A 25664-nucleotide genomic window follows, 5' to 3' on the forward strand; every position below is an offset into this window, starting at 1 on the left:
TGCGCCTCAGAAACCGACGCCGCCGGACACGGGGTTCCAGCCGCTGCCCTTGTCCTGGGTGGCCACGAACACGGCGCCCGCCGTCACCGCCGCCACGCCGCCCACCACGGCCCAGAACGCGGGCCGCTTCAGGAACGAGGTGTCCAGGCCGCCGCCGCGCTCGGAGACGCGGGGCGCCAGGGCGCCGTTGACGAAGTCGCGCACCTGGTCCGCCGCGGCGGTCGGGCCGTGCTTCCCCTCGCGCGACGCCAGCTCGATTTCCACGCCGCGCAGCCGCGCCTTGGACTTCAAGTCCCACGCCTGCAGCTCCGCCTCGGCGCGGCCCTTCTTGTCGCGGGACACCGCGGCCAGCACCACGTAGCGGGCGCCCAGCCGCTCGCCAATCGCGCGCGCCTCGGCGGGGACGACGTCCTGGTCGAAGGCCTGCTCGGACGCGGCCTTGGCGGCGGCGTCACGCACGGCGGCCAGGCCCGGCGCGGGCTCCAGCTTCGCCTTCAGCGCGGTGGGCGCGGAGGACTTCACCTCCGCGTAGGTGGAGTAGGCCGCGTAGCCGGGCAGCTGTACCACCACGGGGTGCTGGCCGGCGGGCACCTCCACGGCCCTCATCGGCGTGACGCCCAGCTTCTGGCCGCGCACCCGCACCTCGGCGCCGGCCGGCTGCGAGTCCACCGCCAGCGTGCCCGAGGGCAGTCCCCTCACGGCGGTGCGGGCCTCGTCGTAGGCCTTCTGCACTTCCTGGCTGAAGAGGGCGCTGTCCGGACGGGCGGTGGGCTCGGCCACCGCGGCGTGGGTGAAGGCCTCCTTGGCGCCCATCATGTCCCCGTTGAGCTGCCGCGAGGCGCCCAGGAAGATGTAGGCCTGCGCCAGCCGCTCCGTGCTCAGCTCCGCCGGGGCCTGCGTGTAGGCCTCCGCCGCCGCCTTGAACTTCGCCTCCGCGGCCTCGGGGTCCAGGTTGTCGTAGGCGGTGCGGCCCTCCTCGAAGAGGGTGTCCGCCTTCGTCAGCGACACGGGCTCCGGCGGCGGGAAGGCCGCCCCCAGGTCCACCAGCTCCACGCCGGTGCCCAGGTGGCGCAGCAGCTCGCCCTCCAGCTTCGCCGCCGCGTCAGCCGCCGCGGGCGTGCGCGCCACGGCGAACAGCGCCACCGGGCCGGAGGCCGTCAGCAGGGCCGGCTTCTCCAGGACGGGCTTCACCACGGCGGGCGTGGGCTCCGGCTTCGCCGGGGTGGCCACCGCGGGCGTCGCCGGCTTCTCCAGCGGCGTCACCGGCGTCTCGTGCTCCGCGGGCGTGGCGGGCTTCTCGTCGGGATCACCGAAGACCATGGGCTCGGTCGGCGCCACTTCCCCGGTCTCCGCCGTCTCGCTCTCCTCGGCGGCGGGCACCTTCTTCTTCTTGGAAGGTGCCTTCTTCTTCTTCACCACCTTGGTGACGGCCGGCTTCTTCTTGCTGGCCTTCTTCCGGGTGGTCTGTGCGTGCGCGGGGAGGACGGCCAGGAGCAGCGCGAAAAGCAGGGCGAGTCGGCGGAACGTGTTCACGGCGCCGGAGCCTAGCCGAGCAGGGGGGCTTCCTCACAAGTCCCGGACCGTCCCCATGGCCCTTCCGAGCCCCGGGCCGCCGGCCCTGTAGGGTGGGGAACGACCCGCGCCACCAGGGGCGCGGGCCGCGTTTCCAGGCAGACTGGACGGCTAGACGTCCAGGTCCTGGACCTCGCTGGCGCGCTCCATGATGAACCTGAAGCGGGCGCTCACGTCCTTACCCATCAGGTCGTTGATGAGGCGGTCCGTGTCCAGCGGGTTGTCGATGGTGACGCGCAGGCTCATCCGGTTCTTCGGGTCGAGCGTCGTCTCCTTCAGCTCGTCCGGCGTCATCTCACCCAGGCCCTTGAAGCGCATGATGTTCGGCTTCGCGTTGCCCTTGGTCTTCTCCCGGATGATGCGATCCCGGTCGGGCTCGTCCAGCGCCCAGTACGTCTCCTTGCCGATGTCCACCCGGTACAGGGGCGGCTGGGCGATGTGGATGGTGCCGCTCTCGATCAGCGGGCGCAGGTGCCGGTAGAAGAAGGTGAGCAGCAGCGTGGCGATGTGGTGGCCGTCGCTGTCCGCGTCCATCAGCAGGAAGACGCGGCCGTAGCGGAGCTTGGTGATGTCGAAGTCCGTGCCGATGCCGCAGCCCAGCGCGGAGACGATGTCCTGCAGCTCCTTGTTCGTCGTCACCTTGTCGGTGGACGCCTGCTCCGCGTTGAGCACCTTGCCGCGCAGCGGGAGGATGGCCTGGGTGCGCCTGTCGCGGCCCTGCTTCGCGGAGCCGCCTGCGGAGTCACCTTCCACGATGAACAGCTCGCTCAGCCCCGGGTCGGTCGAGGAGCAGTCCGCCAGCTTGCCCGGCAGGTTGAGCCGGTGGCTGACGGCCGTCTTCCGGCTGATGGCCTGGGACGCCGCCCGGCTGGCCTCGCGCGCGCGGGCGGCGAGGATGATGCGGGCCACCACCGCCTCGGCGATGGACTTGTTGTCGTTGAGCCACTTCTCCAGCGCCGGACGGAGCACGCCGTCCACCTGGGCCGTGACTTCGGGGTTGTTGAGGCGGCCCTTCGTCTGGCCCTGGAACTGGGGCTCCACCACGTAGGTGGAGAGGATGGCCACCATGCCCTCGCGGATGTCCTCCGCGGTGAGCGTCACGCCCTTGGGCGTCAGGTTGTGCGTCTCGATGTAGTTGCGCACCGCCTTCACGACGGCGCCGCGCAGGCCGCCTTCGTGCGTACCGCCCAGGTTGGTGGGGATGCCGTTGACGTACGAGCGGATGTGCTCGTCCGTGGCCTCCGTCCACGCCAGCGAGGCCTCCAGCCGCACCCCGTTGTCACGCGAGTGGTAGAACGTCGCGCTGCCCGGAGGCACCATCGGCTTCTGCCGCTCCGCCACCACCTTGGTGAGGTACTCGGCGATGCCGCCGTCGTGCTTGTACGTCACGTGCGTGTGCGGGTGGGCCGTGTCGTCCTTCCAGATGACGGTCATGCCCTTGTGCAGGTAGCTCTTGGCCTCCAGCCGCTCGCGCACCGTCTCCGGGTCGAACTTCAGCTTCTCGCCGAAAATCTCCGGGTCCGGCTCGAAGGTGACGGACGTGCCCGTGCCGCGGCAGGGGCCGTCCACCTTCAGCGGGGTGGTGGCCCGGCCGCGCGCGTAGTTCTGCACGTGCTTCTTGCCGTCGAGCTTGATCTCCACGACGAGCTTGCGCGAGAGCGCATTGACCACCGAGCTGCCCACGCCGTGCAGACCGCCCGAGTGGACGTAGTTGCCCTGCTCGAACTTGCCGCCCGAGTGAAGCGTCGTGAGGATGACCTCCACGGCCGGCTTCTTGTACTTGGGCATGATGTCCACGGGGATGCCGCGCCCGTTGTCCACCACGGTGATGCTGCGGCCGTCCTTGTGGAGCGTCACTTCCACGGTGGTCGCGAAGCCGTTGATGACCTCGTCCACCGAGTTGTCGAGGATTTCCCACAGCAGGTGGTGATAGCCGGTGCTGTCGGTGCCGCCGATGTACATCGCGGGGCGCTTGCGCACGGGCTCCAGGCCCTCGAGGACCTGGATGTCGGCGCCTGTGTAGCTTTCCTTCTTCGTCGCCATGGCTTCCTCTGACTAGTCCTTCTTCTCGGGCAACTGGATGAAGGCGATGGGCCTGGCCACCTTCTCCACCGCGTCGCGCTTGGACATCTCGCGGCCCTTGCCGCCGCGGCCCGTCACCTCGTACTTCGCCGGGGACAGGTGCAACTGGCGGCCCTTCTGCGTCTCGAACTCGAGCTTCGCGTCCTTCTGGCTCGGCGGGGCGACGAGGAAGTCCACCACGCCGTCGCCCTCTTCCACCTTGATGACGGTGACGCCCTTGCCGGGCCCCGCCAGCTCGTTCACCTCAGCCACCTTGCACACCAGTGCATGAGTCTTCCGGGTGAGCACCGCGAGCAGGTCCTTCTCACCCACCGGCTGCACGCCGATGATTTCGTCGCCCTCGCCCGTCTTCGCGTAGCGGCGGCCGGCGCGCGTGGACGCCTCCAGGTGCGGCTCCAGCAGGAAGCGCATGCCCAGGCCGTGCTTCGTCACGCCAATCAGCTTCTCGGTGCGGGGCAGCCGCGTGTCCAACGACAGGGCGGCCACGACGCGCTCGCCGTCGTCGAACTTGAAGAACTTCTGCACCGGCTCGCCATAGCCCGAGGAGGCGGGCACGTCGTTGAAGCGGGTGACGTACGCGGTGCCGAAGTTGCTGAACAGCACCAGGTTGGCCTTGAGGCTGCCGGCCAGCACCGTCATGACGGCGTCGCCCTCGCGCAGGCGGGTGGAGGAGGGGTCCTTCACCTCGCGCATGCGCTTGAGCCAGCCGTCGCGCGTGAGGACCACGTGCGCGTCCTCGTCCGCGATGAGGGCCTCCTCGCTGAACTCCATCTCCTCGGAGCCCGCGCCGCCGATGCGGGTGCGGCGCTTGTCGCCGTACAGCGTCTTCAGCTCTGTCAGCTCGTCCTTGACGGTGGCCCAGACCTTCTTCTTGTCCCGGAGGATGGTCTCGATGCGCTTGATCTCCGCGCGCTTCTCCTTGAGCTCCTTCTCCACGACGAGGATCTCGAGGCGGGCCAGCTTGTAGAGCTTCATCTCCAGGATGGCGTCCACCTGGAGCTCGTCCAGCTTGAAGCGGGCGATGAGCTTCTTCGCCGCGTCCTGCTTCCCCTCGGACGCGCGGATGATTTTGATCATCTCGTCGAGCGCGTCGTAGACCTTCTCGAAGCCCTCGAGGATGTGGACGCGCCGCTGCAGCTCGCCCAGCTCGTGCTGGAAGCGCTTGGTGACGACGTCGAAGCGGAAGTCGAGGAAGTACTGGAGGATGGACTTGAGGTCCAGGCGCTCCGGGGTGCAGACCTCGGGGTTGTCCTTGTTGGGGACGAGGCACGTCATGTTGACGCCGAAGTTCGTCTGCAGCGGCGTCTGCTTGTAGAGGTACGCCATCACCAGCTCGGGGTTGGCGTCCTTCTTCAGCTCCAGGACGATGCGCACGTCCTTGGTGGACTCGTCGCGCACGTCGGTGATGAGCGGCATCTTCCGCTCGCGCACCAGGTCGCCAATCTTGGCCACCAGGGTGGACTTGTTCACCGTGTAGGGGATGGAGGTGACGACAATCTGCTGGCCGCCGCGCTTCAGGTCCTCCAGCTTGTACTCGCCGCGGATGCGGATGCTGCCCTGGCCCGTCTCGTAGATTTCCCGCAGCTCGGGCTTGCTGTTGAGCACCTGCGCGCCCGTGGGGAAGTCCGGCCCCTTGACCCACTTGAGCAGGTCCTTGGTGACGAGCTTCGGGTCTTCGATGAGCGCCACCAGCGCGTCCACCAGCTCGCCCAGGTGGTGCGGCGGGATGTTGGTGGCCATGCCCACGGCGATGCCGGTGGTGCCGTTCATCAACAACTGCGGCACGCGCGCGGGGATGACGACGGGCTCCTGGAGCGAGCCGTCATAGGTGGGCCGGAAGGCCACCGTCTTGCGGCCCAGCTCCTTGAGCAGCTCGCTGGCGAGGGCCGCCAGGCGGCACTCGGTGTAGCGCATGGCCGCGGCGCCATCGCCGTCCATGGAGCCGAAGTTGCCGTGGCCGTCCACCAGCGGGTAGCGCAGGGAGAAGTCCTGGGCCATGCGCACGAGGGCCTCGTAGATGGAGGCGTCGCCGTGCGGGTGGTACTGGCCCATGACGCTGCCCACCACCTTCGCGGACTTCTGGTACTTCGCGTCATGGGTGAGGTGGTGGTCGTGGTACATGCCGAAGAGGATGCGGCGCTGCACCGGCTTGAGGCCGTCCCGCACGTCCGGCAGGGCGCGCGAGGTGATGACGGAGAGGGCGTAGTTGATGTACCGGCGACGCGCCTCGTCAGCCAGCGAGGCCGGGACGGAGTTCTCTCCACCGCCGCCACCGGCGCCAGCCGCGGAGCCCCCACCACCGCCGCCACCCCCGGCCCCCTGCTTCTTTCGCGTCTTCGAATCGGCTTCTGCGAGCATGGTCATCAATCCAGGTGAGAACGCCTCGTACCCGAACGCGGCGCGCGACCCGCGCACTCCTCACTTCCGGGTCCGGAGGTATGTAACAGGGCGGCGGGACTACCATGGCCCCCTGACATTTGGAACGAATTCGGGGGGTTGCGCATGCTCCGGGTGCGCCCACCTATACGTCCGTATAGTCCTGTGCTCCAGTAGAACCCACCGCCAACCCCGCGAAATTCCGAGGTTGTGGGGCTGACTGGTTGCTGTGGGGACGGGACGGTGGGTGTGGGGGGTACCGGACTACCCGTGGTCACCGGGAGGCGACCTGGCCGGGGTCGCCGGAAGGCGACCTGGCCGTGGTCGCCGGAAGGCGACCTATCCGTTGTCACCGGTAGGGGAGGCGGGCGGCTTGGGCTTGCGGGGGTCCGCGTTGCGGGCCTTGCCCCAGCTGCCGTCCTTGAAGATGCGGACGCCCCGGCCGCCGGCGCCGCCGATCATCCCGGGGATGGTGGCCTGGACGGGCTTGGCCCCCGGCGGCTGGTACACGACGCGCACCTTGCGGGCGGAGGGAATCGCCGGGCTGGTGGCGTCCACGAGGAGGTAGACGGTGTTCTCGTCCACGTGGAGCCGCTCGGTGTCCTGGCGGTGGTTGAGCTCGGCGAGCAGCTCGCCGTCATCCGCGGAGCGCGCGTCATTGGCGAGCAGGCGGACCTTCACGCGCAGCCGGGTCTCCGGGGGCGAGCCGTCTTCGTTGGCGGCCTCGCGCACGCCCTGGACGACGATGGCCACGTCGGCGCCATTGGCGGGGCCGTCCTGCGTCAGGTGCAGGCCCGTCTGCTTGCTGGAGTCGGTGTCCAGGAGGAGGGTGGCGTTGGCGCAGCGGCTCTTGCAGCCCTCGCCCCAGGGCTCGCGGTCGAAGCGCAGGCGCATGGCGAAGTCGCTGCCCTGGGGGCCCACGGTGGCGTCGACGATGACGGGCCGCTCGCCCCCCGGCGGGGCGGTGTAGCGGAAGGTCGGCTTCTCCTTCGCGGCGAAGCTGGTGCTGGCGAGCAGCGTGCAGACGAGCAGCGGCAGCGGACGCTTCACGGGACGAACCTCCTCGGGAGCCGGAGGGCGTATTCAAGTGGGAAGCGGCCCGCGGCTTCAAGTCCCGACGTTAGAGTGGGCGGGTGGAGGAGGAACGCGATGCGCAATCCGTACGTGCGGCAGCTCAAGCTGGGGCCCATGGACAACTTCGTCTACCTGGTGGGGCCGGCCAGGTCGGACGAGGTGCTGGTGGTGGACCCGGCGTGGGACGTGGAGGCGATTGAGCGGACGGTGAAGGAGGAGGGGAAGCGGCTCGTCGGCGCCTTCGTCTCGCACTGTCACTTCGACCACATCAACGGGCTGCCGGACCTGCTCTCCCGGCACGACGTGCCGGTGTACGTGCAGCGCGAGGAGGTCCAGTTCTCCGCCGAGCTGCGCGAATTGGGTGACGCGCTGCGTCCGGTGGGGCCGGGGGACGTGGTGAAGGTGGGGACGGAGGACTTCCATGCGCTGCACACGCCGGGGCACACGCCGGGCTCCCACTGCCTGCTGGCGGGGGACGCGCTGGTGTCCGGGGACACGGTGTTCATCAACGGCTGCGGCCGGTGTGACATGAACGGCGGCAACCCGGAGGAGATGTACCGCTCGCTGTCCCAGGTGCTGTTGAAGGTGCCGGACACCGCGAAGCTGTGGCCGGGGCACGACTACGCGGACGTGCCGGTGACGTCCATGGCCGAGGTGCGGAAGAAGAACCCGTACTTCGCCTTCCACGACGTGGCCTCGTTCGTGGCGTTCCGCATGCGGCCGAGGAAGTAGCGCCCGGGAGGGCTCCCGGGCGCACGGGGCTCCGCGACGTCAAGCGAACAGGTTCTCGATGGAGAGGTACCGCTCGCCCGTGTCGTAGTTGAACGTCAGCACGCGGCTGCCGTCCGGTACCTCCGCCAGCTTGCGCTGCACGGCCGCGAGCGACGCGCCCGAGGAGAGGCCGAGGAAGATGCCCTCCTCCTTCGCGGCCCGCCGCGTGAAGTCGAAGGCCTCCTCCTCGGGAATCTGGATGACGCCGTCGAGCACCTCGGTGCGGAGGATTTTCGGGATGAAGCCCGCGCCGATGCCTTGGATGGGGTGCGGTCCCGGCTGGCCGCCGCTGAGCACGGGGGACTTCACCGGCTCCACGGCGAAGACCTTCAGCTTGGGGAAGCGGTCCTTGAGCACCTCGGCCACGCCGGTGATGTGGCCGCCGGTGCCCACGCCGGTAATCAGGTAGTCGATGCCCTCGGGGAAGTCCTGGAGGATTTCGCGCGCGGTGGTGCGCTTGTGGACCTCCACGTTGGCGGCGTTCTCGAACTGCTGCGGAATCCACGCGCCAGGCGTCTGCGCGACCAGTTCCTGCGCTCGCGCAATCGCGCCCTTCATGCCCTGCGCGCGCGGGGTGAGCTCCAGCTTCGCGCCATAGGCCGCCATGAGCCGGCGCCGCTCGATGCTCATCGACTCGGGCATGACGAGGGTGAGGGGATAGCCCTTCACCGCCGCGACCACCGCCAGGCCGATGCCCGTGTTGCCGGAGGTCGGCTCGATGATGACGCTCTCCTTCGTGAGCACACCGCGCGCCTCGGCGTCCTCAATCATCGACAGGGCGATGCGGTCCTTGATGCTGCCGCCCGGGTTGGCGCGCTCCAGCTTCACCCACACCTCCACGCGCGAAGAGAAGAGGCGGTTGATCCGGACGTGCGGGGTGTTGCCGATGGTCTGCAGGATGTTGGCTGCCTTCATGGGGTCTGCCTCCAGGTGGGAAGGGACAACGGGGACGTGAAAATGGAAGCGGCCCGACACCTCTTTGGAGGGCGGGCCGCGCGAGCGACGGGAGAGATTTCAGGAACGCTCTACGCGCTCTCCCAGTGCTCGGGGCCCGCCAGACAGCAGCAGGCACACGCCACGCGGCAGCAGCAGCAGCACTGAGCGCCAGTCGTGGGGAGCGGGAGCGACATCCACCTGGAACTATGTGCGTCCGGGCTGGCGGCCGTCAATCCGTTCCGCCGGGAAGGTGCCAGTCACTCCGGCCCCTCGGCGCCTGGTTCCGAGCCCGGTGCCACGCTCATTCCTCGCACCCACCTTCTGCTCACGGGGCTCCCTGGGGGAGGCCCCGGTGCTCGGGCTCGCACGCGAGCGGAACGGAAGCTCCGTTCCAGCTTCACCGCGGCCGCCTGGGAGGGAGTGCCGTGATGCTGGCACCAAGCGGGATGCTGGCGCCCACCGAGGTGCACATCCGGGCCGAGCCCCTGACGTGCTTCGCGCCCCTGCTCGGCGAGGCGGGCTGGCATGTGCTCCAGGAGCGCGTCGAGCAGGCCCGTGCCCGCATGGCGGGCCGCACCTTCTGGAACGTGAACTCCACTTCGCGGGGCGGAGGCGTGGCGGAGATGATTCCGCGGCTGCTCGCCTATGCGCGCGGCGCGGGCGTGGACGCGCGGTGGATGGTGCTGGAGGGCACGCCGGACTTCTTCCGGGTGACGAAGCGGCTGCACCATGCGCTGCACGGCTCGCGCGGGGACGGCTCGCCGCTGGGCGCGGACGAGCACGCGCTCTACGACGAGGTGCTGCGCGACAACGCGGAGGAATTGCTCGCCCTGGTGCGGCCCGGAGACGTGGTGCTGCTGCATGACCCACAGACCGCGGGCCTCGCGCCCGCGTGCGCGGCGGTGGGAGCCCACGTGGTGTGGCGCTGCCACGTGGGGTGCGACACGCCCAACGCAGAGGTGGTGCGCGCGTGGGAGTTCCTCGCCCCGGGGCTCGCCGCCGCGCAGCTCGCCATCTTCTCCCGTGCCTCCTACGTGCCGCCCCAGTGCGCGGACCGTGCGCTCGTCGTCCAGCCCTCCATCGACATCTTCGCGGTGAAGAACCAGCCCCTGGCCCCGGACGTCGCGCGCGCCATCCTCGCCCACGCGGGGTTGCTGCGGGTGGAGCCCGGTGCTCCCGAGCCCGTCTTCACCCGAGGCGACGGGTTGCCCGCCCGGGTGTCGCGCGGGGCGGACATCGTGCGGCTCGGCTCCACACCTGCGGTGGACACGCCGCTGGTGGTGCAGGTGGGGCGGTGGGATCCGCTGAAGGACCCCGCGGGCGTACTGCGAGGCTTCGCATTGCTCGCGCGCGCCGCCCCGGGCCTGCGCGCGGAGCTGGTCCTCGCCGGCCCCGCGGTGACGTCCGTCGCGGACGACCCCGAGGCGGCGTCCACGCTCAACGACGTCATCGCGCTGTGGCGGCAGCAGCCGCACTCGCTTCGCCAGCGCGTGCACCTGGCGTGTCTGCCCATGCGGGACTTGGAGGAGAACGCCGCCATCGTCAACGCGCTCCAGCGCCACGCGACGGTGGTGGTGCAGAAGAGCCTCCAGGAGGGCTTCGGGCTCACCGTCACCGAGGCGATGTGGAAGGAGCGCCCCGTGGTGGCCAGCGCGGTGGGTGGCATCCAGGACCAGATTGTCGACGGGGTGAATGGCCTGCTCGTGCACGACCCGAGCGACCCGGCGGAGTTCGCAAGCGCCGTGCGCAGGGTGCTATGCGACGGCGAGCTGGCCGCGCGCCTGGGGGCCCGGGCCCATCAGGACGTGCTCACGCACTTCACCGGTTCGCGACACCTCACCGACTTCGCACGCCTGTTGGAACGACTGGACGTGCAACCCGAGAGCTCCGGCGTGGCCTCCATGGCGCATTGAGGTCCATGCCGTCTGAGCTGGCTTTTGCACAAGGCTGTTGGAAAAAGCCTCACTCGGGTCTGTAATTGTGCATGTCTGTTGTGGGTTGTTTGGGGTTCTTGTTTGGCAAGGTAGGCTTCTCGGGTGCCCCAGGGTGGGGTGCACTGCCCGGAGGAGTCCGAGATGAAGAAGAAGCTGATCGCCGCGAGCGTGTTTCTGTTCGGTCTGGGAATCGGAGGCGCGGCGGCCGCCGCGTCCAGCAGCACTTCGGGAACCGGCAGCACGCCTGGCATCACCGAGGAGATGGCCGCGTGTGTCTATGCATGTGAGTCCGGCGGCGGCAACCACACCGTGTGTTGGAATTGCTGCGTGCGGAACATCTGCGCGGTGGATTGAGGTACCTCCACGAGCGCGCGTTCTGAGGCGGGCCGGGGCCCATGACGAGCCCCGGTCCACTCACACCGCGACTACCAGTAGACGGCGACCGACGAGATGCGGTCGTTCCACGAGTGCCAGCTGCGGAACGGCCACCAGCCCGTGTACCAGCCCCAGCCGCTCAGGTTGTTGATGGCCCAGTTGCGGCCAATCCACAGCACGTGACCCTGGTAGTTGGAGTGCTCGGTGACGAGCGTCCAGCTGCCGCACTGGGTGCTCCAGATGGAGGAGATGCGGTCGTTCCAGAAGTTGCCCACGTAGCTATAGCCGTAGCCCGGGTACAGGGTGAAGTAGTAGCCCCAGTAGCCCGCGTGCTCGAAGAACCACGAGTACGGGTCGCATGCCAGCTGCTGCACCTTGGGCTCTTCGGAGGGGAACTGGTTCGTCGCCTCCAGGTACTTCGTCAGCTCCTCCGTGGTGCGGAAGCCCTGCACCGCGCCCAGCTCCGCCGAGCGCCCGTCGAGCACGTAGTGCGACAGGTGGATGTCCTTCTCCCGAATCTGCTCCGCCGTGTACGTCACGCCATCCACGAGGATGGGCAGCTCGGGCAGGAAGCCGTCCTCGGGGTCCTTCTCCAGATCCTCGCGCGCCGCGTCCCTGAGCACCGCGGACAGCGGCACGCGCTCCATCTGCGCTTCCTTGATGGGCGCGGGCTTCGAGTCGTGCGGCGGCGTCGGCTCGTACGGCGCGGCCGCGAGGGACGTGCCGCCAACCAGCAGCGAGGCCAGCGTCAGGGAACCAATGAGCGTCTTCAGCTTCATGTGTTCTCTACCTGTTCTTGTTCGGGGGTGTGGTGGGAAGCCAGACGGCCTCCCATGCCCGCGGCCACACTCCGGCCGGGGTCCCCCGTTTTGTATCACTGATCAGGATTTAATCTGAAAACAGCGAATACAGAGATGACAGGTTGCTCTTGACCCGTGTGCGTATGGACCCGTGGCGCGCCGTCTACACCCGCCGCGCCCGCGCACCCACGGACGGCATCTGCAGTCCCTTGGGCTTCGCGTGCATGGACCAGTACGCGGCCACGGCCAGCAGGCCCACGGCCAGCAGCGTCCACAGCGCGGCCCACACCAGCGCGGGCACCCAGGTCAGGTTCGCCAGCAGCGCCGCATCGCTCTGCGAGCGCACCGCGCTGTTCCACAGGTCATCCCGCAAGTCGAACACCGCATACAGCGCGGTGAACGCGGCGATGAACAGGTTCAGCACGTCCACGGCGCCGTCGGGCAGGAACTTCGCGCAAAGCCCCAGGGCCAGCGCCGTGCCCAGGCAGAAGGCTATCGTGAAGGTGTCCCCCGCGTAGAACACGCCCATCAGCGTCAGCCACACACACGCCGCGCCCAGCACCCAGCGCCGCAGCTGGAAGCGGAACGTCGCCAGGAGCAGCCCCGCGCCCGCCACCGCGCTGCCCAGGTAGCCGCCCGAATAGACGGCCACCTTCGCCAGGAAGCCCGGCGGCAGCTGGGACAGGCAGGAGCCTGACTCGTTGGCCGCCAGATGGATGCGGTCCACCGAGCCACCCACCAGCAGCGTGGCCAGCGCATGCCCGCTCTCGTGCATCATCACCACGAGCACCTTCAGCGGCCAGAAGACGGGCGAGTACCAGAAGTACCATCCCACCCCCAGCATCAGGACGAGGAGGGCCAACCGGCCGAAATCAAGCTGTGCTCCGCTGGCGGTCCTCATCGCGCGCACCCCTCCCGTGGGACACCCCAACACTTAAGCCCGGTCCCTCTTCCTGGAAAATCCCCTGCCGCGGAGCGTTGAAGAATGGGGGGTCGCGTGCGGGCGCCGGACGGGGTAGGGAAGAGGCACCATGAAGAAGACGCTTCTCCTCCTGTCGCTCGTGGCGGCCCCGGCCCTGGCCGGTGAAGGCAAGTGGACTCCCCAGCAGGTCCTGGAGCTGGACCCCGCGTGGCTTCGCGCCCAGGGGCTCCAGGTGCCTCCCAAGAAGCTGTGGGACCCCCAGCGCGGTACCGGCCTGCTCGCGGGCACGGTCAACGTCGGGGGCTGCTCCGGCGCCTTCATCTCCTCTTCCGGCCTGGTCATCACCAACCACCACTGTGCCTTCGGCATCATCCAGGAGCACAGCACCCCGAAGCGCGACCTCATCACCGACGGCTACCTTGCCTCCAAGCGTGAGGACGAGCTGCCCGGCAAGGGGGCGCGCGTGCAGGTGCCCCGCAGCTTCAAGGACGTGACGAAGGACGTGCTCGCCGCGGTGCCGGCCGGCGCGGACGACCTCGCGCGCTACCACGCCATCGAGCGCAAGCAGAAGGAGCTGGTCGCCGAGTGCGAGAAGCGCCCCGCCACCCGCTGCCAGGTGGCGACCTTCGACGGCGGCCTCAACTACACGCTGGTGGACGCGGTGGAGCTGGCGGACGTGCGGCTCGTCTACGCGCCGCCCCGCGCGGTGGGCGAGTACGGCGGCGAGGAGGACAACTGGATGTGGCCGCGCCACACCGGTGACTTCGCCATCATCCGCGCGTACACCGCGCCGGACGGCAGCTCCGCCCAGTACAGCGACAAGAACATCCCCTACAAGGCGGAGTTCTTCTTCCCCCTGGCCACCGAGGGCGTGAAGCCCAACGACTTCGTCATGGTGCTGGGCTACCCGGGCCGCACCTACCGCGCGCTGCTCGCGGAGGAGATGGCGACGCGCCAGTCGCGCGTCTACCCGCGCATGCGCGACGTGTACGGCGAGGCCATCCGCATCCTCGAGGAGGAGGGCGGCAAGGACGCCTCCGGGAAGATTGCCGTCGCCTCGCAGCTCAAGAGCCTGCACAACGTCTACAAGAACGCGGGCGGCCAGCTCGAGGGGCTCAAGCGCGGCCACCTCGTGGAGAAGCAGCACGCGGCGGAGGCCGCGGTGGCCGCCTGGGCGAAGAAGGGCGGCGCGAAGTGGGCCCAGGCGCTCGAGGCCCGTGACGCGCTGCTGGCCGAGGAGGCCGCCAACGCGAAGGTGTTCGAGCGCGAGTTCCTCCTGAACAACGTGACGCGCCTGGCGCGCGGCCCGGCGCTGGCGGCCACGCTGTCCCGCCTCGCCGCGGAGCACGCGAAGCCGGACCTGGAGCGCCGCCCGGAGTACATGGACCGCGAGCTGCCGCGCCTCAAGGACCGCCTGGAGCGCGAGCAGAAGAACCTCTTCCTCGCCGCGGACAAGCACCTGCTGCTCGCCTTCGTCAAGCGCGCGCAGGCGCTGGGCCCGGACGAGCGCATCGCCGCCGTGGACACGCACTTCGGCAAGACGTTCTCCGAGAAGGACGCCGTCGCGAAGATTGAGGCCATGTACGCCGGCACGAAGGTGCTGACGCTCGACGAGCGCCTGAAGATGGCGGGCGAGACGGTGGCGCAGCTCCAGGCCCGCAAGGACCCGCTGCTCGCCTTCGGCCTGGACCTGGCGAAGGAGCTGACCGCCCTCGACGAGGTCGAGGACCGCCGCGACGGCGCCACGCTGCGCCTGCGTCCGGAGTGGCGCAAGGCCGTGCTGGCCCACGCGGGCAAGCCGGTGGCGCCAGACGCCAACGGCACCCTGCGCGTGTCCTTCGCGAAGGTGCAGGGCTACGCGCCGCGCGATGGCGCCGTGTACACGCCGCAGACGACGCTCTCCGGCATGCTGGCCAAGCACACCGGCGAGGAGCCCTTCGACGTGCCGGAGAAGTTCTCCAAGACGGCCGAGGCGAAGCGCTTCGGCACCTGGACGGACCCGCGGCTCAAGGACGTGCCGGTGGACTTCCTGTCGGACGCGGACACCACGGGCGGCAACTCGGGCAGCCCCACGGTGAATGGCAAGGGCCAGCTCGTCGGCGTGAACTTCGACCGCGTCTGGGAGAACGTGGCCAACGACTTCGGCTACAACCCGGACGTGGCCCGCAACGTCAGCGTGGACGTGCGCTACATCCTCTGGACGCTGGACCAGGTGGAGGACGCGGACGCGCTGCTGCGCGAGCTGGGCGTGCGCAAGGGCCCGCCCGTGGTGCGGGAGACGCGCTGATGGCGGACGCGGAGAACGGCTCGCTGCCCCTGCCCGTCTTCAAGCCAGACGAGCGGGTGTGCGCCAACTGCAAGCTGTTCAGCCCGCACTCCATCGAGGAGCGGCGGGGCTGGGTGGGGACGTGCCGCCTGCACTCGTGGCGCGGCATGTTTCCGCCCTCCGCTCCCATCTGCGACAAGTACGTGCCCAAGGGGAGCGCCGCGCCCCTGCCGCCGACTGTCTCCTCGCGCGAGCGTTCCGCGCGCAGCGTGGCGCCGGTGGTGGTGCGGCGCCGCGTGGACCCTCAAGAAGAAGTGGACCTGGAAGGGCTGAGCATGACGCGTGAAGAGCTGATGGAAATCTTCCGGGAGGCGTCCGGCATGGGCGAGTCGCCGCCGCTGGCCAACAAGTGGGAGGGCGGCACGCTGCGGCTCGTCCCCGGCAACCCGGAGCTTCAGGCCAGGGACTTGCCCATCGACAACCTGTTCCACAAGGTCGTCATGGTGCGCGACAGGCTGCGGGTGCTGGAGCAGAAGCTCAACGCGCACCCCAAGCTGTCGGACGCGGAGAAGGTGGAGATGCAGAGTTACATCACCCGCGTGTACGGCTCGCTCACCAGCTTCAACGTCCTCTTCAAGGAGAAGTCGGACCAGTTCGTCGGCGCCAAGGGCGACGAGTAGCCGCGAGCGCGGGCCGCGGGGCTCATGCTCCCGCGGCCCGGCGGTGCCTCACGGCACCCGGTGGCGTCAGGGCTGCTGGCCCCGCGCTTCCATGAGCGTCAGCGCGCGCTGCCGGGCGCGGTGCAGGGTGCTCTTCACCGTGCCCTCGGGGATGCGCAAGAGGCGCGCAATCTCCGGGTAGCTCAGGCCGCGCACCTCGCGCAGGTAGAGCACCTGGCGCTGCTGCTCGTTGATGTCGTCCAGCGCCTCGCCGAAGTGGCGCTCCATCTCCGCGCCCACCGCGAGCAACTCAGGCGACAGCGGCTCCTGGGGCTCATGGCTCAGTCGCTCGCGGCGCTTGCGCGCGCGCAGCCAGTTGATGCTGCTGTTCACCATGACCCTGTGGAGCCACGTGGTCCACGCGGCCCGGCCTCCGAAGCCCGGGGCCCTGCGGGCCAGCCGGGCGAAGACGTCCTGCACCACGTCCTCTGCGTCGTCGGTGTCACCGACGATGCGCCGGGCAATGGCCAGCGCGCGGGGACGGTGCTCCGTGTAGAGCTGGGAGAGGGGAGGGAGCGAGATGAAGGCGGCGTGCATGACGGGTGGTCTCCTGGAACACCCCGGGTGGGGACTGCCAGGAGTGGGAACGCACCAGCCGCCAGAAAGGTCTATCGCCCCGCCGGAAAAGGGGTTCTTCACCCGGCGTGTCGGAAGGCAGACACGCATACATCCCTGGGGAGCGACACGCACCTCCCCTGGGTACGGACGCGGGGCTACTCCTGCTCGTCCTGCTTCGTCAGGCCCCAGTCCTTCAGCCGCTTGAAGAGGGTGGAGCGCGCCACGCCCAGCTCGCGCGCCACGCGCTCGCGGTTGTTGTTGCAGCGCTTCAGCGCGGCCTCGACGATTTGACGCTCCAGCTTCTCCAGCATCTGCTCCAGCGTCATGCCGGGCGGAACCTCCGGCACGGAGATGCCCGTGTCGCGGTTCAGCTCCTGGTCGAAGGACAAGTCAGACGCGTCGATGACGGGCCCCTTGCGCAAGAGCAGCGCGCGGTGCACCACGTTGCGCAGCTCGCGGATGTTGCCCGGCCACGCGTGGTGCTGCAGTCGCTCCAGGGCCGCCGGGGTGAAGCGGATGGCCTGCCCGCGCGGCGCATAGGTGCGGAGGAAGTGCTCGGCCAGCGCGGGCAGGTCGCCCTTGCGGCTGCGCAGCGGCGGCAGGTGCAGCGGGATGACGCAGAGCCGGTAGTACAGGTCTTCACGGAAGCGGCCCTCGCGCGCGGCCGCGAGCAAGTCCCTGTTGGTGGCAGCCACCACCCGCACGTCCACCTGCAGCGGGCGGCTGGCGCCCACGCGCTTGATTTCTCCGCCCTCCAGCGCGCGTAGCAGCTTGGCCTGCAAGTCCAACGGCAGCTCGCCAATCTCGTCGAGGAAGAGCGTGCCTCCGTCGGCCTCCTCGAAGGCGCCCTTGCGCGCGTTGGCCGCGCCGGTGAAGGAGCCCTTCTCGTGGCCGAACAGCTCGCTCTCGATGAGCTCCTTGGAGATGGCCGCGCAGTTGACGGGGATGAGGGGCCGGTTCGCCCGCTGGGAGCAGGCGTGGATGGCGCGCGCCACCAACTCCTTGCCGGTGCCGGACTCACCCAGCACCGTCACCGCCGCGGACGAGGGCGCCACCCGCTCAATCAGCTCCGCCAGGTGCCGCACCGACGGGTCCGAGCCGATGATGCCGTGGAAGTCCGCCACCTCCTTGCGTGCCGCCGGGGACGCGGACTCGAGCACCAGCTCCGTCTCGCCCACGCGCAGCACGGTGGGCAGCGGCACCTCCGCCTCGAAGACGCGCACCGGGCCCAGCCAGGTGCCGTTGGTGGAGCGCAGGTCCACCACGTGGAAGGTGCCGTCGCGCCGGCTCACCTTGAGGTGCCGGCTGGAGGCGAAGCGGTCGGTGAGCACCAGGTCACACGCGGCATCCTTGCCCGCGGTGAAGCCCTCGCCGGTGAAGCGGTGCACGGACTCGTTGATGCCCTGCTTCACGCGCACCTGCGCCGGCTGCCAGCGCGCGGCCTTCGCGTCCGGGGCCTGCACGGACGTGGTGTGCCCCACCTCGGTGGTGACGTCCGCGCCGTCGCCGCCAGCGCGCAGGCGGAACACCGCGCGCCACTGGCCCAGCGTCAGGTCCGCGCCGTCCGGCAGCTCACCCTGGGTGACGGACTGCCCGGCCACGGTGGTGCCCTTGCCGGACAAATCCTCCACCCGGCAGCGCTCGCCGTCCCACAGCAGGGCCACCTGCTGGCGGCTCACTTCCGGGTCGGGGATGGCGACGTCGCTCTGCTCGCCGCGACCGAGCACCAACCGGGCCCGGTCCACCGCCACCCTCAACACCTCCTCGCCACGACGAAAGAACACCAGCTCCGGCATCCCAGCCTCTCCCGGCAGGTCGGTATGCCTGGGCTTTACACGTCAGGTGTTCACCTTTCAACCCCACGCCCCGGGTAGGGCGCGGGGGGTACCGGGCGACTACCGGCGAGGCAGGAAGGTGGGCCGGTTGAGGAAGCCGGCGAGACGCGCGGCGCGGAAGCTGGGGTCCTTCTTGTCCGGCGGAAGGATGGTGACGCCCGCGCCGAGGATGCCCAGGCGCTTCTGGAAGTCGGGGTCCAGCTTGACGTTCACGTCCATGGCCGGCTCGCTGTACTCCAGCTTCTTGCCCAGCTTCAGCGTGCCGGTGGCCAGCGCCTCCAGGTCCTCGCTCTTCAGGCGCAGTGTCTGCACCGTGCCCAGCCCCTTCTCGAACTGGATGCGGCCGGTGAGCGCGCCCAGCGCGACGCGCGGAAGGTCCATGGGCACCACCTGGCCGCCGCCCATGGGCAGGGACACCTTGCCGCCCTTGATGACCAGCCCCTTGGTGTCCAGCGTCAGCTCGCCGTCCGCCTGGGACAGGTCCGCGTCCGCGGTGTTCTTGCCCTTGGGCAGCGTCAGCGCGAGGACGCCGTTGATTTCGCCCTCCATGTCCATGCCGGTGAAGGCCGGAAGGTTGCCGCCGGACGCCTTCAGCCCGTCCGCCTCCGCGTGCACCTTCACGTCACCCAGGCCACCGACGGACGCGGTCAGCGTGCCGCCCATGGCGCTCGCGCGCACCGCCACGCCGGGCGGGAAGAGGGTGGGGCGCACCGCCACCGAGTCGAACAACAGCGGCTCGCCCAATTCCAGCGCGCCCGGCACGGTGCCCTCGCCGGAAGCCAGGGCCGCGACGACTTCCGCGCTCAGCGGCTGCGGCGGCTTGCTCACGCGCACCTGGGTGGCGGTGACGCCCGCCAGCCCCGGCCGCAGCGAGCCGATGCGCACGGCGAGCCCCGCCTGCGCCGCCTCCGTGACGATGCGGCCACGGATGGCGTCGTACGGGAAGGTGACGAACAGGCCGAAGACGAAGGCCACCACCGCGAACACGGCGTAGCCGAGGAACACCTTCCAGCGGGCGGTCTTGGTTTCAGGAGGCATGGGTTATTGCTTCATCCGGTAGGTGGCGACGGTGGTCCACGCCGCCAGCGTGTCCGAGGCGGGCCGCGGCTCGATGCGCAGGTACTTCACCTTCACCACGCCCGGCCCGCTCTCCACCGTGCGGAGGAAGTCCGTCAGCTTGCGCAGGTCCACGTCCGTGAAGTTCAGCTCCACGGTGCTCTCGATGATCTTCCCGTCACCCACGCCCATGTCGCCCTTGGGCGTCATGTTGGGTGCCTGGAGGCCGGCCGCCGTGGCCTTGTCCTCGATGTAGCTGATGAGCTGCACGTTGCTGGACGTGAGCTGCTGCTCCACGGACTGCCGGGCCGCCTGCGCCTCGCGGAAGCTGGCCGCGAGCGCCTGCACCTCCTGCAGCTTGGCCAGCTTGTCCTGCGTCCGCTTCCGGTAGCCGGACGCGCTGTTGGCGAACCCCGCCAGCACCGCGAAGACGATGAATGCCAGCAGCGCCGCGCCGGCGATGGACACCATGCGCCGCTCGCGGTCGCTCAGCCGCTCGAACCACATCGTCACCGGCGCGAAGACCTCGGAAACCTTTGCCATGACTAGCTCTCCCCGCCCATGTCACCCGGGCACTGGACCTGCACGTCCAGCCGGAACGTCACCTTGGTGCCGTCGCGCGTCCGCTCCACCTTGCCCTGCTTCACGTCCTTGAAGCAGGCGTGGCCCTTGAGCGCGTTGGACAACGTGTCCACCTGCTTCGAGGAGTCCGTCTCTCCCTGGAGGATGACCCGGTCCAGGTCGATTTGAATCCGGTCGAACTTCACCGGGAGGCTCTCAGGCACCCGCTGCGTCACCTCCGCGAGCAGGTTGACCGCGGTGACCTTGGGCAGCGCCGCCGCCGGGCTCTCCACGCCCTTGAGCATGCTGAGCGCCCGGTTGTAGTCCTTCTCGCACTTGCCGAGGATGCGCTGGGTGGTGTCACACAGCACGGCATCCACCTGCGCCTCGCGGCGCGACAGCACCGAGTTGCGCACCACGCCGAAGGCAATGAGGAGCAGCAGGAGCGTGGCCGCGAACGAGGCCAGCAACCCCAGCTTGTCCTTCATGTAGTCGAAGTCGCCCTTGAAGCCGAGGTCGCCCCGGCGGAAGTTGAAGCGCGGCGCCTTGGCGCCCGTCGCGTTGCCGCGCAGCGCCAGCGCGTACGCCTGGGACGCCGCCGGCTGCGACGCCGCGGGAATCGCCTCCGCCGCGTCCGCGGGCAGGGCCAGCACCCGCACCGGGAGGTTCAAGTCCCGTGAGAGCTGCTCGGCCAGGCCGGGCATGCGCGCGGTGCCGCCGCACAGCACCAGCGCGCCCACCTGCTGGCGGGTGCGCGCGGTGAAGGCCTTGAGCGTGGGGCGCAATTCGCGCAGCACCGGCTGCAGGCCGCGCACGAAGGCCGCCGCCGCGCGCTCCGCGTCCGGGCCCTGCGCCGCGCTGGCCATGGCCCCGTGCTGCTCCTTCCAGTGGTGCGCCTCCGCCACCGACGTCTGGAACTCGGTGGCCAGCGCCTTGGACAGGTCCCGGCCGCCGCCCGCGAAGGTGCGCGCGAACAGCACGCCCATGCCCGGCTTGCCGAAGGACACCGAGGTGCGCTCGTGGCCGATGTCCACCACCGCCACCGCGCCGCCCTCGCCCGTGCCCTCGAAGAGGCCCGCGTGCTGCTGGAGCAGGTTCTGGTAGGCGAGGCCCGGGTGCGTGACGATGCGCGGGTCCACCTTCAGCTCTTCGAGCAGCGCGAGGAGCGACTGCAGCTCCTCCTTGCGCACCACGCCCACCAGCAGCTCGCTGGCCTTCTCCTTGCCATCCGTGTCCTTCAGCGCCACCACCTGGTAGTCGTAGACCACCTCGGAGATGTCGAAGGGCAGCTGGCTGCCAATCTCGAAGGGCAGCGTCGCTTCGATCTTCTTGCCGTCGGAGTACGGCAGGCTCAGCGCGTGGGTGATGAGCGACGGGCCGGGCAGGGCGATGACGACCTGGTCCGCGTGCCCCGGCGGGAGCTGGCCGAGCAGCTCCTGCACCGCGGCGCGCAGGGTGTCTGCGCGCTCTCCCTCGGCGGCGCGCCGTACCTCGGCGAACCCCCGGACTCCGTGTCCCTTCGTCTTGGACTCCAGCACCACTCCCTTGACGGAGTAGCTGCCGAGGTCCAGGCCAAGAATGCGGGCCATGCTATTCCTCTCTCCAGTACAGGAGGCGTCCGAGCGTGTCGTCCAGCCGGACCACGGCGGTGAGCGTCTTCTGCACGCTGCCCGCCTCTCCCACGGATTTGATGGTGAACGTCTGACTCTTGTCGCCCACGAGGCGGTTGCCCGCCACGTTGGACTTCACGGCCGGATTGACGGCGATGCCCGCCGACTCGACGACGGCCACGAAGTCCTGCACGGACATGCCGAAGAAGCTGAACATGCGCGCGGAGCGGATGCGGCTGATGAGCTCGTTGACAAACACCGGATCCGACAGGCGCGGGTCCGGGTGCGCCGGGTCCGCCACCGACATCACGGCCAGCATCATCATCACCGGGTCGTCCGTGTTGATGTTGGGCCGGCGGTTGATGTCCGGGTACACCGTGAGCCTGTCGCGGAACGCGGACATGAACTGGTCGTTCACCCCGTGCACCCGGTACAGCTCGTCCAGGCTGTCGAAGCGCGCGTTCTTCGGCTCGTAGTTCGGCTCGTAGCGGCTGTAGGGCGAGCCCTCGTCGGAGAAGCCGGAGGGCATGGGGTTGGTCGCATCCACCAGGTTGATGGCCGAGCCCACCTCGTCGTCGTCCGCCCAGTCCTTGATGGCAATCACCACGTCCTGCGGCGTGCTGCGGACCTTGTTCGCGTCGTCGCGCTCCCAGAGGAACTCGAAGCGCTTGTCGTTGAACATGTCCAGCATGCGCAACATGGTGGGGTACGCGTCGCCGGCACCCGCCATCAGGCGGTGGACGTTGAGCTTCTCTTCCTCGTCGGTGATGGTGGCCAGGAAGCAGCCCTCGAACCCGCCGAAGGAGCGCTTCGTCATCTGCGCCGCCACCTCTTGCGAGGCCGGGTCCGCTTCCGCGTCGTCCATCTTGAACTTGGCGTCGTCCTCCGCCGGCTTCAGGGCTTCCGTCTCCCCTCCGCCCGCGTCGCTCTTCACCAGCCCCTTGAGCATGTGGCAGTCCACACGCGCCATCTTGTAGAGCTGGATGTTGAGCGACGTCGGCTGCGGCGTCTGCTGGCCGCCCTGCTGCGGGGTGCCGCCAATTCCCAGCTGCGCGAGGATGGACGCCGGGTTGGGGATGGGCGTCTGGTCCACCTGCTTCTGGAAGCGAAGCAGCAGCCGGGACAGGGCGATGCCCGAGCGCGCCATGTAGTACGCGCGCACCTCGTCCCGCTGATTGGCCGCCAGCTGCAGGTCCACCCGGCTGTTGTACGCGAACTCGGTGGCAATCACCGTGAGGAGGGCGATGGAGACGATGGCGATGATGAGCGCCACGCCACGCTCGCGCTTGCCTCCCGAGCCCTTGGGGGCCGCGGGGCTCGCGGGCGTGCCGGACGGGCGGCGGCGACGGGACGTCTGCTTGAAGAAGGAGCGGGGCATCAGTACCTCGGGAGCTCCGTGTTGAGCATGATTCGGGCCTGGGTGGTGTAACGCGCTTCCTTCCCGGACTCGTCCACGGCCGTGACGGTGATGCGCACGCGGGTGGGCAGGAGGGCCTTCAGCTCCGTACGCCGCGTGTCCCACTCGTCGTCCCACTCCTTCTTCTCTGAATTCCAGTACGCGAACTCCAGCCCCTTGACGCCCTCGAAGAGGGTGTCCGTGGTGCCGCCGCGGTCCATCCGGTCATCCACGTTGGGGTTGACGCGGCGCTTGAGGTCCTGCCGCCCGCGCGCCTCGCGGTCGCTGGACGCCTCCACGAAGTACTCCACCACCGCCTGGTCGGACTCCTTCACGTCCGTGTACAGGCGCTGGTGGGAGAAGGTCGTGAACATCAGCTTGTCCCGCTCGCCCACGAAGTTGGTGGGCCGGTCATTCTGGTCGCGGAAGCGCTTGAGGTCGAAGCGGTCGCTCACGTACGCGGAGCCGACCTCGCGCGCCATGCGGTTCATGGCCACGCGCACCTGGCGGTAGCGGTCCGCGTCCGTCTCCACCGTGTCCTTGGCGGTGATTCCCGTCTGGAAGGCCATGGCCACCACCGTGCCCATCAGGGCGGTGATGGCGACGGCCACCATGACCTCCATCAGCGTGAAGCCTCTCGAATGGCGCCTCATCACTGGGTCCTCCTCGGGAAGCCGGGGATCTTGATGTTGCCCAGCGGGTTGTTGCCCTGGCCGCCCGGAACGATGCCGCCGTTGCCGTTGGGCCGCGGGTTGGCGCCGCCGTTGCGCTGGTTGTTGAAGACGTCCTGGCGCACGAGCGGCGCGCGCGTCTGCGGGTTCAGCATGGTGCCGTTGGGCCCGGGCATGGGGTTGGGCACGATGATGCCCGTGTTCGGGTCCACCCAGGCGTTCTGCTGGTCGCCCGGCTGCGTGCCCGTCTGGTTGAGGGCCGCGCCGCCGTTGCGGTCCGAGCCCGGCCCCAGGGACACCACGTGCGTCACCAGGTCGATGCTCTCCAGCTGCGTGCCTTCCTGCCAGAAGACGGTGAGGTGCACCTCGCGCACCGTCTGGGTGATCTGCTGCACCATCTGCGTGAACATGGGCTGCGCCATGCCCATGGCCGCCCCGCCCATGCCGCCCATGCCCGCGGGCTGGGGACCGCCGGAGCCGTCCTTGCCGCCGCTCGCCCCACCACCGCCGCCGAAGAGGCCGGCGATGCCGGACATGGGGTCATCGCCGCCGCCGCTGTCGCCGCCGATGGGCAGGTTGAAGATGGCGCCGATGAGCTGGTCCGGCGTCACGCCCTCCGTCTTGGGGGCGATGATGCGCGCGCGCCACTTGAACTGGGGCCAGCCGTCGTCGGAGAAGTCACCGGACTCCTCGTCGTCGTCGTTGGAGAAGCCGTCGTCGTAGAGCTTCTGCTCCAGGTCCGTCATCTTCGAGCGGGCCAGCAGCGACGCCACGGTGAGCCGCTTGGTGTAGACGTGGTTGGCGATGGCGCCCGAGTTCAGGTCGAAGATGGCCATGAGCGCCATCGCGAGGATGGCGAGCGCCACGACGACTTCCAGCAGGGTGAAGCCCTTGTTACGCCTCATCGCGGCACCTCCAGCGCTTCGGCCACCACCTGCACCTTGCCGGTGAGGGGTGACACGTCCAGCGTCCAGACGTTGTCTCCCTGCCGCAGGTACACGTACGCCTTCTCCGTGTAGCCCTGCGGGAAGAAGTAGAGATAGGCCACGCCGCTCTCCACCGGCTCGCGCTGCTGGCGCGTCCACACCGACACCTTCACGTCCGGCGGCAGCTCACGCGAGGGCACCTCTTCCGACGTGTACGACGAGAAGCGGGCCGCGCTCTCCACGCGCTGCTTCTCGCCCTCCATCAGCTCCGTCGCGCTCGGCGCGTCACCGCTGGACACCAGGTAGTTGCGGCGCGTCTCGCCGGGCGCGGCCTTGCCCCCCGCACGCTCGCTCCGCTCGCGCTCGCTGTTCACGTCGCGCAGCGCGCTGTCGCGATCTCTCGACGTCGTCACGCCACCCTCGGCGCACTCGGCGTGGTAGCGGGTGGGCTCCTCGGACTTCGGTTCCGGAATCTCGAACACCAGGCGGCACGTCTTGCCGCGCAGCGCGGCCGAGTCGTAGAGCGAGCGGATGAGGCCCGCCATCTCGCCCGCGGAGCCCTTCGCCTTGGCGCCGGTGAGGGAGCCGATGCCCATCACCGCCGCGGAGAAGAGCATCGCGACGATGATGATGGCGATGGAGATTTCGATGAGCGTCAGTCCGCGCTGGGCCCGGCGGCGCGCAGGCGTCGGCCCGCGCCGCGTCCGGAGGTCCGCGCGGCGACGCAACGGGGTGGCTTGCGTCATGGCTGCTCCCAGTTCGCGGCCAGCGTGCCGCCGCTGCTCAGGTCCGCGTCCGGGCCACTGCCGCCCGGCTTGCCGTCCGCCCCATAGGAGACGACGGCGCCGCTCGCCCCATTCATCCAGTACACGTACGGGTGGCCCCAGGGGTCCACCGGCGGGCCCTCCAGCAACTGGGCCTGGATGAGTGGGGTGAAGCCCTCTTCCTTCGAGGGGAAGCGGCCCATCAGCCGGTGGTGCGACTTGAAGAGCCCCTCCAGCTTGCGGATCTCCGCGCGGGCGCGGCGCTGCTCGGGCGTCAGCGAGGGGTCGTTGGTCAGCCAGACCATCAGGAAGGCCAGACCCGTGGCGACCGAGATGACGAGGGCCAGGATGAGCCGCCCCAGCCGCTGCGGGCGCTCCTGTCCCCCGGTCGAGGGCATCGGGGATGTGGTGGAGGCGTGCTCGTTCATACCCAAGGCCCTGTTCAACACGCGCGGTGCGC

Annotated in this window: 22 protein-coding genes; 5 read left to right on the forward strand and 17 right to left on the reverse strand. The window is 69.5% G+C overall.

Annotated elements, in window-relative coordinates; translation table 11 throughout:
* Positions 1-6 precede the first annotated feature (6 nt).
* From G4D86_RS26135 to G4D86_RS26150, 4 genes are all read right to left on the reverse strand, one after another.
* The gene (locus G4D86_RS26135) at positions 7-1533 is read right to left on the reverse strand and encodes a PEGA domain-containing protein (RefSeq protein WP_163996756.1); all 1527 of its coding nucleotides are present in this window, start codon (positions 1531-1533) and stop codon (positions 7-9) included.
* 150 nt (positions 1534-1683) lie between these two features.
* Positions 1684-3615, reverse strand: coding sequence for a DNA gyrase/topoisomerase IV subunit B (locus G4D86_RS26140; protein ID WP_163996757.1), 1932 nt, complete (start codon positions 3613-3615; stop codon positions 1684-1686).
* Positions 3616-3627: 12 nt separating this feature from the next.
* Positions 3628-6012 carry a DNA gyrase/topoisomerase IV subunit A gene (locus G4D86_RS26145; protein ID WP_205519740.1) on the reverse strand — a complete coding sequence of 795 codons (2385 nt, stop codon included), beginning with the start codon at positions 6010-6012 and terminating at the stop codon, positions 3628-3630.
* Between the two features lie 357 nt (positions 6013-6369).
* Complete coding sequence (locus tag G4D86_RS26150) at positions 6370-7080, reverse strand: hypothetical protein (RefSeq protein WP_163996759.1); 711 nt, start codon at positions 7078-7080, stop codon at positions 6370-6372.
* 99 nt (positions 7081-7179) lie between these two features.
* Here G4D86_RS26150 and G4D86_RS26155 point away from each other — a divergent pair, with 99 nt between their 5' ends.
* Positions 7180-7836 (forward strand): MBL fold metallo-hydrolase, encoded by a 657-nt coding sequence (locus G4D86_RS26155; RefSeq protein ID WP_163996760.1) that lies wholly within the window; start codon positions 7180-7182, stop codon positions 7834-7836.
* Positions 7837-7875: 39 nt separating this feature from the next.
* Here G4D86_RS26155 and cysK read toward each other — a convergent pair whose 3' ends face one another.
* Positions 7876-8790: a cysteine synthase A gene (gene cysK / locus G4D86_RS26160; RefSeq protein ID WP_163996761.1), complete on the reverse strand. Its 915-nt coding sequence runs from the start codon at positions 8788-8790 to the stop codon at positions 7876-7878.
* 449 nt (positions 8791-9239) lie between these two features.
* On the opposite strand from cysK, the gene G4D86_RS26165 reads away from it, so the two are divergent.
* Entirely contained in the window at positions 9240-10724 is a 1485-nt protein-coding gene (locus tag G4D86_RS26165; RefSeq protein ID WP_240360480.1) for a glycosyltransferase, read from the forward strand.
* Positions 10725-10886: 162 nt separating this feature from the next.
* A complete protein-coding gene (locus G4D86_RS26170; RefSeq protein WP_163996762.1) occupies positions 10887-11099 on the forward strand; it encodes a hypothetical protein in 213 nt (70 codons plus the stop codon).
* A 71-nt stretch (positions 11100-11170) separates the two neighbouring features.
* On the opposite strand, the gene G4D86_RS26175 is transcribed toward G4D86_RS26170, so the two are convergent.
* Together G4D86_RS26175 and G4D86_RS26180 are read right to left on the reverse strand one after the other, a co-directional pair.
* Positions 11171-11899 carry a hypothetical protein gene (locus tag G4D86_RS26175; RefSeq protein ID WP_163996763.1) on the reverse strand — a complete coding sequence of 243 codons (729 nt, stop codon included), beginning with the start codon at positions 11897-11899 and terminating at the stop codon, positions 11171-11173.
* Positions 11900-12083: 184 nt separating this feature from the next.
* Positions 12084-12821, reverse strand: a complete 738-nt coding sequence (locus G4D86_RS26180; RefSeq protein ID WP_163996764.1) for a M50 family metallopeptidase — start codon at positions 12819-12821, stop codon at positions 12084-12086.
* A gap of 130 nt (positions 12822-12951) precedes the next feature.
* On the opposite strand from G4D86_RS26180, the gene G4D86_RS26185 reads away from it, so the two are divergent.
* Entirely contained in the window at positions 12952-15129 is a 2178-nt protein-coding gene (locus G4D86_RS26185) for a S46 family peptidase (RefSeq protein ID WP_163996765.1), read from the forward strand.
* Positions 15129-15788: a hypothetical protein gene (locus G4D86_RS26190; protein WP_163996766.1), complete on the forward strand. Its 660-nt coding sequence runs from the start codon at positions 15129-15131 to the stop codon at positions 15786-15788. The genes G4D86_RS26185 and G4D86_RS26190 overlap by 1 nt, the downstream gene beginning before the upstream one ends.
* 66 nt (positions 15789-15854) lie before the next feature.
* On the opposite strand, the gene G4D86_RS26195 is transcribed toward G4D86_RS26190, so the two are convergent.
* From G4D86_RS26195 to G4D86_RS26240, 10 genes are all read right to left on the reverse strand, one after another.
* Positions 15855-16364 (reverse strand): RNA polymerase sigma factor, encoded by a 510-nt coding sequence (locus G4D86_RS26195; protein ID WP_163996767.1) that lies wholly within the window; start codon positions 16362-16364, stop codon positions 15855-15857.
* Positions 16365-16540: 176 nt separating this feature from the next.
* Positions 16541-18181 (reverse strand): sigma 54-interacting transcriptional regulator, encoded by a 1641-nt coding sequence (locus G4D86_RS26200; RefSeq protein ID WP_163996768.1) that lies wholly within the window; start codon positions 18179-18181, stop codon positions 16541-16543.
* A 99-nt stretch (positions 18182-18280) separates the two neighbouring features.
* On the reverse strand, positions 18281-19258 hold the full coding sequence (gspN, locus tag G4D86_RS26205; RefSeq protein ID WP_163996769.1) for a type II secretion system protein GspN: 978 nt from the start codon (positions 19256-19258) through the stop codon (positions 18281-18283).
* A 3-nt stretch (positions 19259-19261) separates the two neighbouring features.
* Positions 19262-19819, reverse strand: a complete 558-nt coding sequence (gene gspM, locus G4D86_RS26210) for a type II secretion system protein GspM (RefSeq protein WP_163996770.1) — start codon at positions 19817-19819, stop codon at positions 19262-19264.
* A 2-nt stretch (positions 19820-19821) separates the two neighbouring features.
* A complete protein-coding gene (gene pilM, locus G4D86_RS26215) occupies positions 19822-21426 on the reverse strand; it encodes a pilus assembly protein PilM (protein ID WP_163996771.1) in 1605 nt (534 codons plus the stop codon).
* Position 21427: 1 nt separating this feature from the next.
* Complete coding sequence (locus G4D86_RS26220) at positions 21428-22825, reverse strand: type II secretion system minor pseudopilin (protein ID WP_163996772.1); 1398 nt, start codon at positions 22823-22825, stop codon at positions 21428-21430.
* Positions 22825-23496 (reverse strand): type II secretion system protein GspJ, encoded by a 672-nt coding sequence (locus tag G4D86_RS26225; protein WP_163996773.1) that lies wholly within the window; start codon positions 23494-23496, stop codon positions 22825-22827. The genes G4D86_RS26220 and G4D86_RS26225 overlap by 1 nt, the downstream gene beginning before the upstream one ends.
* Entirely contained in the window at positions 23496-24419 is a 924-nt protein-coding gene (locus G4D86_RS26230) for a type IV pilus modification PilV family protein (protein WP_163996774.1), read from the reverse strand. The genes G4D86_RS26225 and G4D86_RS26230 overlap by 1 nt, the downstream gene beginning before the upstream one ends.
* The gene (locus G4D86_RS26235) at positions 24416-25186 is read right to left on the reverse strand and encodes a prepilin-type N-terminal cleavage/methylation domain-containing protein (RefSeq protein WP_163996775.1); all 771 of its coding nucleotides are present in this window, start codon (positions 25184-25186) and stop codon (positions 24416-24418) included. Before G4D86_RS26235 ends, G4D86_RS26230 begins: the two co-directional genes overlap by 4 nt.
* Complete coding sequence (locus G4D86_RS26240; RefSeq protein ID WP_205519741.1) at positions 25183-25632, reverse strand: type II secretion system protein GspG; 450 nt, start codon at positions 25630-25632, stop codon at positions 25183-25185. The genes G4D86_RS26235 and G4D86_RS26240 overlap by 4 nt, the downstream gene beginning before the upstream one ends.
* Between the last annotated feature and the right edge of the window lie 32 nt (positions 25633-25664).

Origin of the sequence: Pyxidicoccus caerfyrddinensis, from assembly GCF_010894405.1 — a bacterium.
In the GTDB taxonomy this organism is placed as follows: Bacteria; Myxococcota; Myxococcia; order Myxococcales; family Myxococcaceae; genus Myxococcus; species Myxococcus caerfyrddinensis.